General features: G+C 44.2%; 18 protein-coding genes. 16 read left to right on the top strand and 2 right to left on the bottom strand.

The window, feature by feature from the left end:
- Window positions 1-133 precede the first annotated feature (133 nt).
- The 15 genes from DYE26_RS13625 (at window position 134) to DYE26_RS13555 (ending at window position 13656) form a co-directional block, all read left to right on the top strand.
- Window positions 134-553, top strand: coding sequence for a hypothetical protein (locus tag DYE26_RS13625; protein ID WP_036624662.1), 420 nt, complete (start codon window positions 134-136; stop codon window positions 551-553).
- A complete protein-coding gene (locus DYE26_RS13620) occupies window positions 550-942 on the top strand; it encodes a hypothetical protein (protein WP_036624659.1) in 393 nt (130 codons plus the stop codon). Before DYE26_RS13625 ends, DYE26_RS13620 begins: the two co-directional genes overlap by 4 nt.
- A gap of 48 nt (window positions 943-990) precedes the next feature.
- Window positions 991-1254 (top strand): hypothetical protein, encoded by a 264-nt coding sequence (locus DYE26_RS33440; protein WP_051985617.1) that lies wholly within the window; start codon window positions 991-993, stop codon window positions 1252-1254.
- Between the two features lie 28 nt (window positions 1255-1282).
- Entirely contained in the window at window positions 1283-3361 is a 2079-nt protein-coding gene (locus DYE26_RS13615; protein ID WP_164815254.1) for an ATPase, T2SS/T4P/T4SS family, read from the top strand.
- The gene (locus DYE26_RS13610) at window positions 3358-4239 is read left to right on the top strand and encodes a type II secretion system F family protein (RefSeq protein ID WP_036624653.1); all 882 of its coding nucleotides are present in this window, start codon (window positions 3358-3360) and stop codon (window positions 4237-4239) included. The genes DYE26_RS13615 and DYE26_RS13610 overlap by 4 nt, the downstream gene beginning before the upstream one ends.
- 36 nt (window positions 4240-4275) lie before the next feature.
- Window positions 4276-5160, top strand: a complete 885-nt coding sequence (locus DYE26_RS13605; RefSeq protein ID WP_036624650.1) for a type II secretion system F family protein — start codon at window positions 4276-4278, stop codon at window positions 5158-5160.
- Between the two features lie 24 nt (window positions 5161-5184).
- Window positions 5185-5418 (top strand): hypothetical protein, encoded by a 234-nt coding sequence (locus tag DYE26_RS13600; RefSeq protein ID WP_036624647.1) that lies wholly within the window; start codon window positions 5185-5187, stop codon window positions 5416-5418.
- 11 nt (window positions 5419-5429) lie between these two features.
- A complete protein-coding gene (locus DYE26_RS13595; protein WP_036624644.1) occupies window positions 5430-5855 on the top strand; it encodes a DUF4320 family protein in 426 nt (141 codons plus the stop codon).
- 4 nt (window positions 5856-5859) lie between these two features.
- Window positions 5860-6279 (top strand): hypothetical protein, encoded by a 420-nt coding sequence (locus tag DYE26_RS13590; RefSeq protein WP_036624641.1) that lies wholly within the window; start codon window positions 5860-5862, stop codon window positions 6277-6279.
- An 11-nt stretch (window positions 6280-6290) separates the two neighbouring features.
- On the top strand, window positions 6291-6980 hold the full coding sequence (gene cpaB / locus DYE26_RS13585; protein ID WP_036624638.1) for a Flp pilus assembly protein CpaB: 690 nt from the start codon (window positions 6291-6293) through the stop codon (window positions 6978-6980).
- A gap of 43 nt (window positions 6981-7023) precedes the next feature.
- Window positions 7024-11190, top strand: a complete 4167-nt coding sequence (locus DYE26_RS13580; protein ID WP_036624635.1) for a fibronectin type III domain-containing protein — start codon at window positions 7024-7026, stop codon at window positions 11188-11190.
- A gap of 668 nt (window positions 11191-11858) precedes the next feature.
- Complete coding sequence (locus DYE26_RS13570; protein ID WP_036624629.1) at window positions 11859-12089, top strand: hypothetical protein; 231 nt, start codon at window positions 11859-11861, stop codon at window positions 12087-12089.
- A 46-nt stretch (window positions 12090-12135) separates the two neighbouring features.
- A complete protein-coding gene (locus DYE26_RS13565; RefSeq protein ID WP_051985616.1) occupies window positions 12136-12450 on the top strand; it encodes a type II toxin-antitoxin system PemK/MazF family toxin in 315 nt (104 codons plus the stop codon).
- 142 nt (window positions 12451-12592) lie between these two features.
- Entirely contained in the window at window positions 12593-12706 is a 114-nt protein-coding gene (locus DYE26_RS13560) for a putative holin-like toxin (RefSeq protein ID WP_115311221.1), read from the top strand.
- A 266-nt stretch (window positions 12707-12972) separates the two neighbouring features.
- Entirely contained in the window at window positions 12973-13656 is a 684-nt protein-coding gene (locus DYE26_RS13555; protein WP_036624627.1) for a SprT-like domain-containing protein, read from the top strand.
- 178 nt (window positions 13657-13834) lie between these two features.
- On the opposite strand, the gene DYE26_RS13550 is transcribed toward DYE26_RS13555, so the two are convergent.
- Entirely contained in the window at window positions 13835-14617 is a 783-nt protein-coding gene (locus tag DYE26_RS13550; RefSeq protein WP_051985615.1) for a BRO-N domain-containing protein, read from the bottom strand.
- Window positions 14618-14744: 127 nt separating this feature from the next.
- Window positions 14745-14927 (bottom strand): hypothetical protein, encoded by a 183-nt coding sequence (locus tag DYE26_RS13545; RefSeq protein WP_036624625.1) that lies wholly within the window; start codon window positions 14925-14927, stop codon window positions 14745-14747.
- A gap of 145 nt (window positions 14928-15072) precedes the next feature.
- On the opposite strand from DYE26_RS13545, the gene DYE26_RS13540 reads away from it, so the two are divergent.
- Window positions 15073-15984 (top strand): copper amine oxidase N-terminal domain-containing protein, encoded by a 912-nt coding sequence (locus tag DYE26_RS13540; protein ID WP_036624623.1) that lies wholly within the window; start codon window positions 15073-15075, stop codon window positions 15982-15984.
- Window positions 15985-16012: the final 28 nt, after the last annotated feature.

The following is a 16012-nucleotide window of genomic DNA, read 5'->3' as shown; positions in this document are numbered from 1 at the left end:
GAGTATCGTATGGCCTATGGGCCTGGGTGAAAATTCAAAATTTGTGCTGAGTGATGCTTTATGCAAAAAATGCACTTCAATTAAGCCGCTCCTTAATCGAACGGCTTTTTGAGTATGTAAGGAGGGAGTGTGGGTGAACGAGGTATCATTTCACGAGGTATTGTTTAAGGAAGCTGCACAGTGGCTGGAAACGGCTGAAAGTACACTGCGTCGTTGGGTGTATTTGCTGGAGGAAAAAGGGTACGAATTTAATCGCGGTGGCAAACGCAGACAACTAAACATCCAAGATTTTGGCGTTTTGAGGGAGGTGAAACTGCTTAGTCAAAAAATGACCGTGGAACAAGCTTGCCAGCAAATCTGTGATGAATTGAACAGTTTGCGTCAAGTGGAGTCCAGTAGACCTACCGAAAGAAGCGAAGCTTTTGCAAACTTGGATCGGCTTATACGGGACTTTCGGGAACGTTTATTTTGGCAAGGTCAAAACGCGGTTGTACAAGAATTAAGTGTTCGCTGGCAGGAGTACAAAAATCAAACGAAGGAGACAAATGAATGACGAAGCTGGAAGAGCTTATTAAGCAACAACAGGATTATGTAGCTAAGAAGGGCGGATTTCACGAGATACTCGAAGCAGACACAACCTATAACGACCTTAACCGGAAGCAAATCGCTGCTTTCAAAGAACAGTATGGAAGTGCTTATCTCGGAAGTATCAACTACTACGATGAGCAGCGAAAAAAAATCCTCGCCGGCACCGAGAGCATTTTCAAGGAATACACGGGGCAGATGGTATACAATTTCGGCTGTGCCTTTTGTGTTCCGAGGCGTGACATGGAACTGGAGTATCTAGTGCGCTCATTTCTTGAAAGCAATGACCAAAAAACGATTGATCGGATATTTGATAGAATCGAGCGGCTCGGCGGCCTTATCATTACCTGGTATTGAAGACGAGTCGGAAACTGTTTACTGGCAAATAATCGAAAGGACAGTGTGATGAATATGGCAGTAAAAACATTCGCAGGATGGAAAGGCGAAATTTTTGATGAGTATGTTCAGGTGGGGGATGTGGTTGATCAGGAGATGATCGATTACTTCATGAATTCATTGCCACCTGTGGTTTATGGTCCCCGTCTTTGCCAAGCCGGATCGGTTGAGGATTATGTGAATGGCAGAGCAACGTACCTTACCTTTGAGCATACGGCCGAAGGTTGGGTATATCGCGGGTATTGTTATCGCGGCGAAACGACTGCCCGATAAATTTAGTTGCAGAAAGGAGAATTCAGGAGTGGTCGAAACTACAAGAATCATTACATTCGCGAATCTTGGCGGTGGGGATGTCACTCAAGGGATAATCAAAATACTGAGCCATATGCCGAAGAATGCACGTATGGCCGTTGTGGAGTTCCCTTGCCTTGGGACCCCACGATTGGGGTACGCGCTAAGCGCTGAGAATATAGCTCGGCTTAGCAAGGAGCAGACGATCGATCAGTTGCTGCTGGATTATGAGCGGAAATCGCCCAAGTCCATGAATCATTACATGATGCAGCATGCTGGTGTGGATTATCTGCTTATCAATCCGAGATCCCTTCCGGAAACACCGGTGATTCGGAAGTTACAGTCTAATCAAACGCTCATTGAATTACCGATTTATTTGAGAAAACAACTAGCTAATTACGAGTTCGTTTTCTTTGTGACACAAGGAACCTTGGTTCATCCAACCACCCACTTTTCGATCCGTTGTGCGGATGCGACAATATTATACAGCGCGGATGCCGTTGATTTTGTGGGGAATTTTACGCATTTCAAAAAGCTCCAGGAGATTTTCGGAGTGGAAGCAGAGCGGTTGCTTTTGTTCTCTGCCGACCCGCATTTGAAATTGGATGAAGCAGAGGTGTTTACGAAACTGCCGGAGCTTGCCAAGCAAATAAGCCGGGTGTCTTCAAAGGAAATAACGATCCATACCGGGAGATATAACGAATCCGAAAAAAAGGAAGTGGTTGGGCTAATCGAACCGCTGGAATATCTACACTACCAGGCGCAATTAAGTCCCCATACAACGGAATTTTCCAAGACGGATTCAAAGAAGCTAAACGATCTGACCAATCTGATTCGTAGCCGCCTTCAGCAAAATCATATGGACGATTACATCAATTCATTGACGAATGAGGCAGCAAGACAAAAAATTCGATACCTTATTTCCGACTATGTTCGGGAGCAAATCGAGTATACGTTCAACATGAAGATCAATGATCTGGTGGAATGGGTACAGAAGGAGATTACGGAACTCGGTGTGATACAAGAAATACTGGATGATCCGACGATCAGTAGCATCGAGATCAACGGACCGGACCAAGTTATTGTTGAACAGGATGGACGGGACGTTCATCGTCAGGATGTCCGTTTTAACAGCGCCCGACACTATCATGAAGTGATTAACAAGATTTTAATGCCAATCGGTAAACCCATATCTAGTACGGAGCCGATTGTCGATGCGAACTATCGGGGATTTCGGATTTGTGTGGTAGCGGACACTTCAGAATATCAAGGTATCAGTGCTAAGTACCCTCTGGTTTCGATTCGGAAATTTCCGCCGGCCGTTTATACGGATGAGGAATGTATCCGTTATGGTAATCTATCCCGGGAAATTATCGACTTCCTTAAGTTCATTGTTCCAAAGGGGGCCAACATCATCATTTCCGGTGGAACGAATTCCGGGAAAACGGCTCAACTCATCCGGCTCCCGCTTCGTGTGGACCCGATGACTCGGATTATCAGCATTGAGGATTCGGAGGAAATGATGCTTGCCTCGAAAGAACAATACAAGCATTATCCGAACCTGCCGTCACTGCTTGTCAAGGAAGTTGAAGACGAGAAAAAAAGCTATGGGATCGACCGACTGATCAAAGCTTGCTTACGGCTTAAACCAACCGTGATGTGTATCGGGGAAATCCGGGACGAAGCGGCTGCTAAACAAAGCCTGATCGGGATGAATACGGGGCATACCGTATGGACAACGATCCATGCCAATAGCGCCAAAGAAGCCGCCACACGTTTTTTGCAGCTCAATGGGAATACGGTGGCAGCGGCCAGTCAAATTGCCAGCAGCATCGATATTATTCTGTTTCAGAAGAAGCTGCCGGATGGACGGCGTACGGTGACGGAGATCAGTGAGGTACTCGGATATAACGGAACCGAAGAACCGATTCTCAATCCTATCTTTAAGTACAACTACCAAACGAAACGACATGAGAGAGTAGGGTATATCCGGTCGGAATCTCTTCTGGAAAAAATCTATTTGAAAGATCCAGAGGTGGATGAAATTGCACGTTGGTGCGAAGGGCGAAAGGAGCTGAGTGTTATATGACCCCTTTGCTGCTTTACGTCCTTTCTGGTTTTTTTGTGGCTTTGGGGTTATCGTTTTGGCTGCCCCCTGTGAGCAGTACCCGTGTTCGTCGGTTGCGCATTACTTTTGGACTTGACCAGACACAGGCTGAAGCACAGGCGCTCGGAATCCGGCTTAAAGCCAAACACTTTGCTTTGTTAATTACCATCTCGCTTGGAGCCGGCGTGGTCATAGCCAATCTAACCAAGAACGCTTTGTTTGTTGCGTTTGGAGTTGGCTTAGGCTTCATCGTTCCCAAGATTATCTTGTCGCAAATCAGGTATCGTCGCCGGAAGGAGGTTTTACTAAATCTTCCAGGCAATTGCCGACTGTTTACATCTAAACTCCGCGACTGTAAATCGGTGCAAAAAGCGCTGGAAATGTCACTCCCGGTCATGAATGGGGTGACGGCTCCTTTTTTTGAAAAGGCGTATCAGTCATTGCGTTTGGGAGTGGACTTGCCTACGGTCCTGGAACGATTAAAGGCGGAAATAAGTTTCAAGCAATTTGACGATTTCTGTGAAAAAATTCTGATGGGCTCCCGGGATGGTTTTCATGCCCGGGTGATAGAAGGGATCCGGGAAACGATTGATGATATCTACGAAGACATGCAACTGCTGCAAGAGATGGATATTAAGAATCAACGAAAAAGGCTGGAGGTCTATGTGATCTTCGGCTTTTGTTTTACCTTCCCTTATCTGTTCAGATATATGGAAAGTCAAATGGCTCAAGAGATGGGACAAGCAATTACGTTGGACAGTTGGATCGGAAAAATTCTGATCGTGAGTATGGCGATTGTAGCATTGGTAGGACTTTGGAAAAAGGACGCCTATTTACGGCTAAATTTAGACGACTTGTAACACTTAATCCGATAATCCGGAGGAAGGAGGTGTGTAATGTTATCATCCGTTGCTTTTGGGATTGCCGTAATGCTCATTGTTATTCCTTTGCTTGCTCTCACCTTGCCTGGATTTAGGCGACAAAAGAAGCTCGCCAACGTCGCTTCTTTATTGCAAAAGTCGGAGTCAGAGCTTATGTTGATGGGACAGAACCCGTTGATTCGTTCTTTTGCCGTCAGCTTGTCCAAACGTCCGTGGCTGGATGTTGTGTTTGGCAAAAAGCTACGAATCATGTACCACAAATTAGAGCGGAAAGAAAGCTACGAGCTCTTTATGGCAAAAACGTTGGTACAATCAATACTTCCGTGTTTGGGGATTCTTGCACTGGCAAATGTGCTGAAGCAACCGATACTTTATGTCATGGCCCCTGTCTCTGTCGTATTGTTTTTTTCAACAGCATTAAACGGGATTACCCGTGACTTCAAGCAGCGTAAAAGTCTGTTGATCCGGGACTTGCCAAACTTAATTAACAAAATGATAACGGCTTTGGAGGTCGGAAAACCGCTGACATTAATATTCACAGAAGTGAGTGAACGCTGCGGGCCACTCTTAGCCGGAATGCTACGGAAGCTGGTAGCAGATACAAATATCATGTCCATGCGTGATGCGTTGCAAAATTTTGCGAAGCAGGTTGACCTTCCCGTGATGTACGACTTTGTCTCGGTGGTCAACATTATCATGGAAAAAGGGTTCCGCGAAGCGGAGGCGGATCTGAACGGCATCAAGAATGATCTTCGTGAGCTTCGAAAGCTGTCCTTAGACGAACTTACCAAAGGTTCACCGACGAAAATGAATTGGTTTTATTTTATCATGATCGGCCATGTGCTGATCTTTTTCTTTTTGACCATGATCAAAATGTTTAGTGGTCTGAATTCACTTTAATTTAAAACGAAAGGAAGCTGCCAAATGAAAGCTATAAAAAAAATGTTGAAACAATCTTTTTCCAAAGGGTGTACAAAGGTCTATACGAAACTGCAAAAGTTTAACCGGGATCAACGAGGTGCTGGCGATGCGATGGGCTGGGCGATGGGAATCTTTTTCGCGTTACTGTTGCTGATTATCGTCTTTAATTTGTTTAAAGATCAACTTCCTACATTCATAACCGAAAAAATCTTTGGAAAGATGAATGGTCTTAATTAAGCGGTGATGACATGATCCATAACCTTCGCAAGTTTAACCACAGTGAACGAGGGGATGCTCTTTTTGGCATCCCCTTTGCTGTTCTTATCTTCATGATTCTGGCCCTGATTGCGGTTACGGTAATAGAGTATTCTATTCTGCGTGCCAATATCCGGACAGCAGCTAATGAAATGCTGCAGGTCATGAAAGTCGAAAATGGAGCAGATTCCAAAACAAGACAACGGTTTAACGAATTGTTAACGAATATGGGACTTGACCCAGCCAAGGTTACTTTTCAGGCCACTCCTAAATTAGTTCAACGCGGAGACTTGGTTGAGGTGACGGCTACCCGGGAATACGATGTATTTGCCTTAAAAGCGTTAGGTGTTCATTATACGACAACCATTCGCGTTCATGTGTCTGGGCTGGCTCACAAATACATTCGAGAGGGAGGGTGATGTCATGTGGGTAAAGGTAATGGGCGTCATTCTCTTCGGTGTTTTAGGGATTGCATTATTAACTGACTGGTACGTGATCGACGGGGTTTACGACGCTGTGGGTCGGGGAATTGAGCATTCCATAGATGCTGGTATTGTGCGTTCCGGCATAGTTACGGATGCTCAGCAAGGGGTTGTGCAATTGGAGCCGGAGGCACTTAAGGCAGCTACAAAATCGGAATTTATTCGGTACCTGGGACTGAGTACTAATCTGGAGAATGCCATCATGAAAGACAGCAGCTTCGACCTAAAACTGGACTATGACGATAACGGGGTTCCGTGGGTTCAGGTGGAGTTCCATACAAAAGTTTCGTTTTCATTTCCGGATATTGAATATCCGGTTACGGTAAACCGAAAGGTTGCATACGAGAGTATTTATAAATAGGAGGCTTCTTGATGAAGAAGTATTGGAATAAGTACACGCGCAGCGGGTTGATCATCCTGGTAGGCGTGCTTCTTGCCTTGGCTGCATTCAGTATCAATAACAATATGATTTCTGAGCAGGTTCACACCAAGAAGATTATTGTTGCCAAGGGTGACATTGCGCCGTACGAAGAGATTACAAAGGACAAGCTGGACTATAGAGATGTGGTCATAAGTGCGGTGCCGGCTGACGCGGTTCTGGACCCGGGGGAAATCAATTTTGGAGATGCTTTTGCTTCTCAATATGGATTTTTGCAAGGGATGGCTATCCGAAAGGAATACATTACAACCGCTGCAAATTCCGTCTTAGGTACAGCGGTTGGATTAAAAGAGGGTAAGCTTCATATCGGAATAAAAACGGATTTAGCCATGTCTGCGGGTGGGGAAGTGAAGCCGGGCGTCCTGGTTAACGTGAACGCTTTTATTCGGGATGAAGCAACCGGCCAAACCAAGACCATCATTGATAATGAATTGAAGGGACTGCGTGTTGTTGGTTGCTTGAATTCGGAAGGGACGATTCCGGATCCTAGCGCCGGGAATAGCTTAATTCCGGCTGTTGTCGTACTAGAGGTAACGGAAGAGCAAGGGAAAAAGCTGACGGAATATCAGGAAAAAGGTAAGGTCTATTTATTGCCGTCGGGCACGGAGCCTCCTATCAAATGATAGGGAGGTTTTTTAATTTGGTTAAAGACAGGAGGGATTCTAAGTGTCCGGGTTCAAAAATAAGGTCACGAGTTTAGTATTGTCAGTCGCTTTGGTGTTAAGCGCATTTAATTTTGGGGTTGGAACAAGTGAAGCTGCAGCGCATGCCTTCATTTACAAAAAATATGAGACATTGGCAGAACCTTATGGTCCATGGATTGATTCCTCTGGCATTAATGGCGATATTGAAGATGCTATGAGCAATGGGCTAATAACTTACACAGGATGGTCAAATTTCACCTTTGACGCAAGCACTGGTAGGTATTCACTAAATGGCAGTAGCAAAACATTTACCGTAGGTGACCATGGTCCATCTCCAATTTCAGAAAGTTTTGCATATATTTCAGAATATAAAATCTATGTGGGTCGGGAGATTACATTCTCTCCTCCTGAAAACACTCTTTGGGTGTATCGAGACTATAAATGGGATCGCGAGGGCACTCGGCTTTCTACTGGGATCATATATAATTCTTTTTCCGCTCAGCCATCGGGATACACTTATAGCAGGGGGGCGTTTATAGGTGATGTACAAGCCCCAGACGGGACCTACCCAAACAATGGGAGACACAGTGATGGATATTGGTATGTTAAGGGAGAGGTTATCAACACGTCCCCAACCCTAACAGTGACAACAACCGGGGATAAATACATTTCTGAAGTATCCGGTTACAACAGTTTAACTATATCTGGTACGGCTAATGATCCCGATGGAGATACGTTGACTATATCGGGTAGCCTAGGGGGAGTATCCAAATCAACGACTGTTACACCAGAGGGGTCATGGAGTCTGAGTTGGACGGCTGACGCGATTCCACAGGGGAATTATCCATTGACTGTATCGGTAGCCGATGGATTTGGCGGTTCAAACTCGGCCAGTTATTCGGGCACTATCTTTGTAGATAAGACGCCGCCGACAAAGCCGACAATTATCTTAAGCACATCAGATTGGTCTGGTGGAAAAATAACCGCCACAATCACGGCTGGTACGGACACTGGCTCTGGCGTATCAAAAACTGAGTTTAGAGTTGGAGAAGGGGATTGGACAACTTACAATGGCGTTGTGGAGATAAGCACAGAGGGCCAAACGGAACTCTACGCACGTACTGTTGATAAAGCAGGAAATGTGAGCGAAGAAGCATCAGTGATGGCAAAGGTTGATCTGACTGCCCCTACCATTACGATTTCGCCGAAAGATGTAATGGGATGGACGGACAAGCCGGTGGGTATCGTGGTCAAGTATGGGGATAATTTATCTGGCCTTTCATCAAACGGTAGAAAATACAAAGTTACTACTTCCCCAGAGGATCCGGCCAGTTGGAATACTGCCGATAGCGATGAATTACGATTAACTCTGGCTGAAGAAGGGAAGTGGTATGTGCATGCTCAAGCTGTTGATCAGGCGGGTAATAAGGTAACGGTAACCAGCTCTCCGTATCAAATCCAATTCCAACCGGAAGTGGCTGAATTTCAATCCCGTTCGGTAGGTCCAGATTGGGCCGAAATCAGATGGCTACTCCCGAATACTCCTTATACGGACGGTTACAAGTACGTGATAGAAAATACAATAACAGGCAAGACCTGGTTACTGGATTATCCGGAGAATAAAATCAAGGAGGAAGGACTAACTGCCGGATCAACATATAAATATCGGATTAAGGTGCTCAACCACGTCGGGGAAACGGACTGGAGCGAACAGTTTGAAGTACTCACGCTTCCTGCAGCCGTCGATAATCTTAGAGTGTCGTTTGTGACCAATAATAGTAAAACCGTCAATGTTTCATTTGACGAAGTCTCGTCGGCGGACAGCTATATTTTGCTTGTAAAAGATGCCGACAGGAACGTCTACGAAGAGGAATTAAGCGCAGCCGGAACGTACCAGGTGACTGGTCTTGAGCCTGGGAAGCAGTATACGGTTTCGGTCACAGCTAAAAATGCAAGCGGATCTGGTGAGAGTAGCATACTTGGTTTTTTATCGCTTCCTGCTGCGCCGGGGGAATTCCAGTCGGCTCAAATTCGGGAGACAGAGGTTGAATTGACATGGAGTGCTTCTGAAACGGCTTCTCTCTACGAACTGCTTCGTGATGCAATAAACCGCTATAGTGGGCCTTATTTATCATCATATACCGACACAGGTTTGGACAGCGGTACGGAGTATGATTACCAACTGGCCGCCAAAAATGAGTCTGGATTCGGCGACATTGCGTACTTGAATGGAGTCCTAACACTGCCGGGGAAGACGGAAATTGCCATTGAAGAAGTCGGTAAGAACGAAGTTACCTTATCTATAAAAAATGCTGTACGCGGGGCGGAAAACTACATGCTGCTGGTTAACGGTGTGGAGGAGAGAGAATTATCTGCTGAGACGAAGCAGTTCACGGTAACTTCATTGGAACCGGGAAGCCGATACACCTTTGAAGTCTACGCTAAAAATCGGAGCGGGACTGGTGCGGCCGGGAGAGTCAGTGTCTCTACGCTACCGGACATGCCACAAGGTATAAACGTTAGCGAAGTTGGAGAAACACAAGCAAAGCTTAGTTGGGATCCTGTAACCGGAGCGGACAAATACAAAGTGTCCGTTACTGATACAGTGTATTACGAGATATCCGGCACCGAAATGGTCCTTGCTGACTTGTCTGCCGGTACTCTCTATCAGCCGAAAGTCGTTGCCGGCAATGCATCCGGATATGGTGAGGCAACTACAGGAACCTTTTTAACGCTTCCGGCCATGCCGGGTAACGTGCATCTCAAAGAGGTGAAGTCAAATCAAATGACCTTTGCCTGGGATGAAGTGACCAGTGCTAATAAATATGTGATTTACAACAATAACGGTGAGCAGATTGGCGATACGGCAAATACGAGTTATTCGGTTGGGGGATTAAAACCTGGGGAAACCATAACAGTTAATGTTTCCGCCGTAAACGATACTGGAGAGGGCCCAAAATCAAGTTTCTCACAGCGCACCCTTCCAGCAGACTTTGACGTTGACCCGAACGATCCGAACGGCCCGCCGATTACTATCGGAGATCGTGGTGAGCACTCGGTAGTGATCATCATTGAACCGGTGGATGGAGCGGGCTGGTACAAAGTGATCGATGGAGATGGAAATGTAGTCGGAATCATCACCACTCCGGAAACGGCGAAAGAGATAGAAGGTTTGGAAAGCGCTAAGGAGTATGATGATTGGAAGATTATCCCGGTCAATGACGCTGGTGAAGGTAAAGCTGCGCCAGTTCCTCTGTTTGTAACGCTACCATCTTCCAATTTTGAGGTATCGGTTATTGATCCTACGCAGAAAACGTTAACGGTCAAGATCGACAGCTCGCTTAGTAATGAAGTTTTCGTCTACGCAAGTGGCGGTAAAGTACTGTATCGAGGTAAGGATAAAGTGATTACAGTAAGCAATTTAGTGGCGAATCACCCTTACACTTTCGATGTTTGGACAGAAAACAGTATAGGTGAAAAAACGGAGCCCAAAACTGCTTCCGGGCGCACTCTGTCTTCGTCGTTACCAAGCGGATCTGGAGGATCGGGCGGAACGAATCATGGAGGCAGCGATCTAGTGACGCCAGACCAACCCCCAGTTCATGAACCGTCATTGCCAGAGAATGAAGAACCTAAAAGCGTTGATAATAAGCTCGGATTTAGTGATATTGATAGATCTTTCGCTAAAAATGAAATCCTTGCATTGTACGATCAGGGAATCGTCAAGGGAGTGGCTGATACGAAATTTGAGCCGGATCGGGAAGTGACTCGTGTTGAATTTGCATCTATGATGGTGCGTGCGTTAGAATTGCAAGCCGCTTCGGACGTGCCCCTTACTTTCGAGGATATTCAGCGGACGGCTTGGTATGCCCCGGAACTGGGAGCTGCGGTTCTGAATGGAGTAGCTCGTGGCTTCAGCGATAAAGAGTTCCGCCCGTACGATCCGATCAACCGTGAACAGGCCGCAAAAATGATCGCTAATGCAGCGTATAAAGGGATGCTCCCTGCTGCTGGGATCAGATTTAAGGATGCCGACATGATTGCTTTCTGGGCAAAGCCGGAAGTGGCCGCCCTGACATCAGAGCAGGTAATCAATGGTTATCCGGACGAAACGTTCAAGCCTAAACGAAAATTAACACGTGCGGAATGTGCAGCCTTGATATACCGAACGCTTGGATTGATGGAATAACTCGGCAATAATAAGGCCATCCAGATGAAAGGATGGCCTTATTATGTTGTTCATGAATTACTCTCATAATGAGGAGGGGAAATGAATTGCATGAACGGATCTCGAATTGGGATTATCAAAAGATGTTCCAAATCGCAAGATATTGGATGTATATAAATGTTAGCAGTTTATCAATTCTTTTTCTGATTGCGGCTATCTCTGGGTATAAGAATGTTGTGATAACGATATCCGAATCGAATCTAACGAATCAAGAAATAATAAATTCTTTTCCGGCTTTAGCGAAAATGATGATTACGGCAGCTGTTATTTTGTTTATTATATTTTAACTTTAGGTCTTTTTACTAACTCAGTTAATAGAACAGAACCCATGTTATCATTGTTAGTCAAATTGGTTACAAGGTCTATAATTTTTGGAACAATCTCGTCTGCATTACTTCCTATATTAGTCATAATCAATTTTTCAATGATCACTATTATTAATGAATTCCTATATATGATTCTTCTAGTATCTACTGTGCTAAACATTATCTTATATAGGGTTCTTAAGGGTGAATTGAAAACCAAGAACTGAATTTTATTTAGCGCAAAATTGCGTTAAGTGGCCGTTCGCTGCTTGAAGCGATTTGTGGTATGATCAAGTAAGAAACCATCTGGGGAGGGTATACCACATGAACCCATCTGATGAAAAACGAACGGAGATTCTGCAAAATTTTGAACGGGCTCTTCCGAATATTTGGGAACAGGCCCGGAAAGAAACAGAAGATCTAATGGAGCCTGACAACTCTCTGCAGGAACGACTCAAAAAAGCTAACCAAGAGATTGATAAACACTTGCCGGATTTGTGGAAACGAGCTGAGCATAATTTAAAGGAAATGGAAAAAGAGTACTACAAAAAATAATAAGCAAGGGGAGAAGAGCTCATGAGTTGATCATGAGCTCGTTTTTATGCTGCATAATCGTGGAGACGTATACCTTGTTCTTTATCCCTTTGACGATCAAGAACGAGAAAAACTTAGGCCCGGGATCATTTTGCATACGGAAAACAATCGATCAATTGTGATCAAGGTAACCAGCCATGCTGAGCGAACAAATGATCCGGGAGATTTGGAACTCCGATATTGGCGTGAAGCCGGGCTGAAAGAACCATCAGTAGCAAGGTGTTCACAGTTCGCACCACTGGATCATAGCAAAATTCGTGAGTATATTGGTAAACTCCATGATGAGGATCTTGTTAATGTTCTGGAGCGAATTTATTGGTAATTTAGTGAGGGCGTCCAAAGGTGCTTTTTAATTTTGCTAAAAACCCTGATCCTGGACTTCCAAGTTCTGCTATAATAATGCTTGTACATGAAACTGGCTTATAAGGGCGGTCGGCTAATCTCCCGGAAGGGAGGTGATGCCCGTGGCGATTAATGAAGCTTTGACGATCATGATCAGTTTTGGTGCGCTTATTATTGCGCTGCTGACGCTGGTTGTGGCCATCGTCGTAGCGATTAATCAAAACACAAAGAAATAGACCGCCCCCCAGCGAAGGATGCGGTCTATTTTGATCCACCTTTGCACAGCCGACCGCTCTTTAAAGCGGTAAGTGTACATGAGGAGTCGTGTTACAGCACGGCTCCTTTTCTATTTTTATCATAGCACAAGCGTAAATATACCTCAATGAGATCTACCAATAGGTCAGCTTATCGAGGTTGCATCATTGAATGTAAACATTCAAAGGAAACAAAGCTCAAAGTTAGATTTTTGAATGTGTACATTCAAAAAAATGGGTGATCGATGATGGTTAACATCGAAGCAGCGACAGAGGAACTGCATAGGGCTTTCCGTTGCTTAAACGAAGCGTTTTTTGATGGTGAGTTGTCTGAACCGGCCATAACCATTCAAACGGGTGGTAAGCGAAGTACAATGGGGTGGTGCTCTCGTTCACCGATCTGGCTGGACAGTGAGGGAAAAATTCAGCTTTATGAGATCAACATCGCTGCAGAATATTTGAATAATGATTTTTATGAGACCATGGATACCATGCTGCACGAAATGGTTCATTTATACAATAAGATTCGCGGTGTTCAAGATGTTTCCAGAGGAGGGCAATACCACAATAAACGTTTTCGTGATGAATGTTTACGAAGAGGGTTTTACTATCCATCCAACGAACCGGATAAAAAATTAGGGTGGTCATTCGCAAAAATAACCGATGAAACCAAGGCTAAAATTGATCAGTTCAAGATAAACCGTGACGTTTTTGTGATCGCCCGTAACACCTTTGGAACCGTAGTGAGTGTCCCTGCAGCGGAAGGCGGACCTTCGGAATCGGGAGAGGTAGCAGGCAAGGGGGAAACTCAGAGAAAAAAATCCCATATCCGAAAGTATGTTTGCCCAGGCTGCGGAAACTCTGTGAGAGCATCCAAAGTGGTTAATATTCGTTGTGACGATTGTGATGAAAAGATGGTGGAAGTACCATAGGATTAATATTCAAACGGGGATCGTCATACTTTTATCGTACTTTTTGGATACTTTCAGCTTGTTATAAGGTGATAATCTATTAATGTACAGAAGGTCGCTAGTGTAATGATAGAATCAGGGGCGCTCAAATAAATGAGCGTCCCTGATTGGTATTCTGAACTTTGGGAGGGAGGTGTGGTTATGATTTTAACAATTCAACCACATGATTCACCAACAATTGTATTGATGATTTAGGTATGTAGTCAGCATATTTCTCAGTTAATTTCATGATGAGCTTTACTTGACTTAATCTGGTATTACGGAGGCGATTCTCTAATTCTAAGTCCTTTAAATTAAAAAGAGGCTGTATTGTCGATGACTTTGGGGTTTCAGCTAGCATATGTTGGAGTTGGCCTTTCCGTAATCCTTCAAGAACATCATATACCCAGTCATAGAAGGCATCTGCTTTGGGTTGTCGGCTCCACCGGCATATCTCGTATACACCTTTGGCAGAGTATAGATAGGTGTTATAGGCTTTTCCATCAGTTGTCGTCAGTTTGGTGACAACTGAAAACTTGTCGAGACGTTCTCTATATCGGCGATGGATTTTCTCAATTGCTTTTCTTGGCTCAGAATAGTCTAGTGCTGAACCAATCTGTTCGCGAGTTATCCAAATGTCACTTCCATCGGAATAAAAGTCGCATTGAACATTACCAAAGGATGCTGACTTAGCGAGGGAAAGGCTGTGTTGATGATATCTTTTTTCGAATGCTGAATGTAGAAGTCTGAGCTCTTCCTGAAGGGAAGGAAAATTGTGTTCGGCAAATCGAATCGTATTGTTAAGTGTATCATCAGATAATAGTTTAAAGATTTCAGTGAACATGTCCGAATAGGTTCTGGAAGGATCAAATTTTGTTCCTACGATATCACATAATTCAAGTATGGCATCATGAAACTCAATCAGATCGGAACGCTCTGACATTTATTTTCCTCCTTGCTGCCAACCCTTGCCGAGAGAAGGAGTCCTTGATACAATGTAAAGGATCCTCTTAGGAGGGTTGCATTGATTAAGGGAAGTCGACACTCTTGCGGGGTAAACGACTTCCCTTTTACTTTTCTTTTTTTGTAATGGATATTTTCACTTGTTTTTCAAGTATAAAATCTCCATTAACGTATCCTTGCATGAATGCTTCAAGGACATCGTTCATTTTTTCTTCATTGTCTTTACATGCTTGTTTGAAGGCTTTTTGAATCTGTTCCTCGATGCTTGTAGTAAAAGTTTTTCGAGTCAAATAACTAATCACCTCCTTGGCTAAATAATATATTTATAAAATAAATATTGTCAAGCTTATTTTGTCATTATATAATATAATTATTATATGAGTGATTTTTCACAACGTTCACTGGGTACCTGTATAAATTCTTAGGAGTGATAAAATGAATATTATGAGTAAAAAGTCTATAATGTGTTTGCTCTGCGTGCTGATGCTTTTCAGTATCACAACTACCTCAGTCTTGGCAGCTAAAGTAAACGTAACCGTTCAGGTCAATGGAAAGACGGTCTCTTTTCCAGATGCAAAACCGTATTATGAAGACAACCGGGTGATGATTCCTATCCGATTTGTTAGTGAGGCGCTTGGTGCGAAAGTAGGCTATAAGAAAACCGCATCCGGCTCTATCGTGAATCGGACAGTAACCATTTCTTTAGGGGATAAAAAAATTAGCATGAACATTAATAGCAAGAAGGTAATAGTCGGAGAAACTGTTGTAACTTTGGACGTTCCGGCCCGCTTGCAGCAAGAGCGCACTTATGTGCCACTTCGGTTTGTGAGCGAAGCACTTGGGTCGGATGTTAACTGGAATCAAAGCAAGAAATTGGTGAGCATTAGTACCGGTGCTAAAGTGACGGATCCAGAGCCGGTTCCAAGTGATGACAATTTGTACAACACGAATTTTGAATGGGATAAAGATGCGGATGGTTACGTGTATAATAAACTTGCAAAAGAGCTGTTTGTCAATAACATGAAGGTGTCCAACGACAAACTGACATTTACACTGCCAAAGGGAGCAGAAGCCGCTTATATGTCGGCTAGAGGAGCATTTACTCAATTGACTCCTGGTAAGACGTATACTTATTCGATTGGTCAGGGTCAAGGATCAATTGAATTTACACTGGTTTACCCTGGAAGGGATAAACAAGAAGCGTATAGTGTATTTCTGGACAGCAAGATTAATAAGGACTCGGAAGAAGTTTTCGGACAATATAATGATGCCATTGTTATTGTCGGAGGGAATAGCTCCGGGGCCCCATTGTCAGAAGTACAAAAAATTGCACAACAATTGAAGTAAGATATTCAATCAATGAAGTTGAAGAGTC

This window comes from Paenibacillus macerans, assembly GCF_900454495.1.
GTDB lineage: Bacteria > Bacillota > Bacilli > Paenibacillales > Paenibacillaceae > Fontibacillus > Fontibacillus macerans.
Note: the sequence above shows the minus strand (reverse complement) of the source record. Positions and strands in the feature narration are given on the sequence as shown.

Bases quoted from the DNA above. Each gene is read 5' to 3' on its own strand.
- DYE26_RS13620 (WP_036624659.1), top strand. From the start codon at position 550: ATGACGAAGCTGGAAGAGCTTATTAAGCAACAACAGGATTATGTAGCT.
- DYE26_RS33440 (WP_051985617.1), top strand. From the start codon at position 991: ATGAATATGGCAGTAAAAACATTCGCAGGATGGAAAGGCGAAATTTTT.
- DYE26_RS13610 (WP_036624653.1), top strand. From the start codon at position 3,358: ATGACCCCTTTGCTGCTTTACGTCCTTTCTGGTTTTTTTGTGGCTTTG.
- DYE26_RS13605 (WP_036624650.1), top strand. From the start codon at position 4,276: ATGTTATCATCCGTTGCTTTTGGGATTGCCGTAATGCTCATTGTTATT.
- DYE26_RS13600 (WP_036624647.1), top strand. From the start codon at position 5,185: ATGAAAGCTATAAAAAAAATGTTGAAACAATCTTTTTCCAAAGGGTGT.
- DYE26_RS13595 (WP_036624644.1), top strand. From the start codon at position 5,430: ATGATCCATAACCTTCGCAAGTTTAACCACAGTGAACGAGGGGATGCT.
- DYE26_RS13590 (WP_036624641.1), top strand. From the start codon at position 5,860: ATGTGGGTAAAGGTAATGGGCGTCATTCTCTTCGGTGTTTTAGGGATT.
- cpaB (WP_036624638.1), top strand. From the start codon at position 6,291: ATGAAGAAGTATTGGAATAAGTACACGCGCAGCGGGTTGATCATCCTG.
- DYE26_RS13570 (WP_036624629.1), top strand. From the start codon at position 11,859: ATGAACCCATCTGATGAAAAACGAACGGAGATTCTGCAAAATTTTGAA.
- DYE26_RS13565 (WP_051985616.1), top strand. From the start codon at position 12,136: ATGCTGCATAATCGTGGAGACGTATACCTTGTTCTTTATCCCTTTGAC.
- DYE26_RS13555 (WP_036624627.1), top strand. From the start codon at position 12,973: ATGGTTAACATCGAAGCAGCGACAGAGGAACTGCATAGGGCTTTCCGT.
- DYE26_RS13550 (WP_051985615.1), bottom strand. From the start codon at position 14,617: ATGTCAGAGCGTTCCGATCTGATTGAGTTTCATGATGCCATACTTGAA.
- DYE26_RS13540 (WP_036624623.1), top strand. From the start codon at position 15,073: ATGAATATTATGAGTAAAAAGTCTATAATGTGTTTGCTCTGCGTGCTG.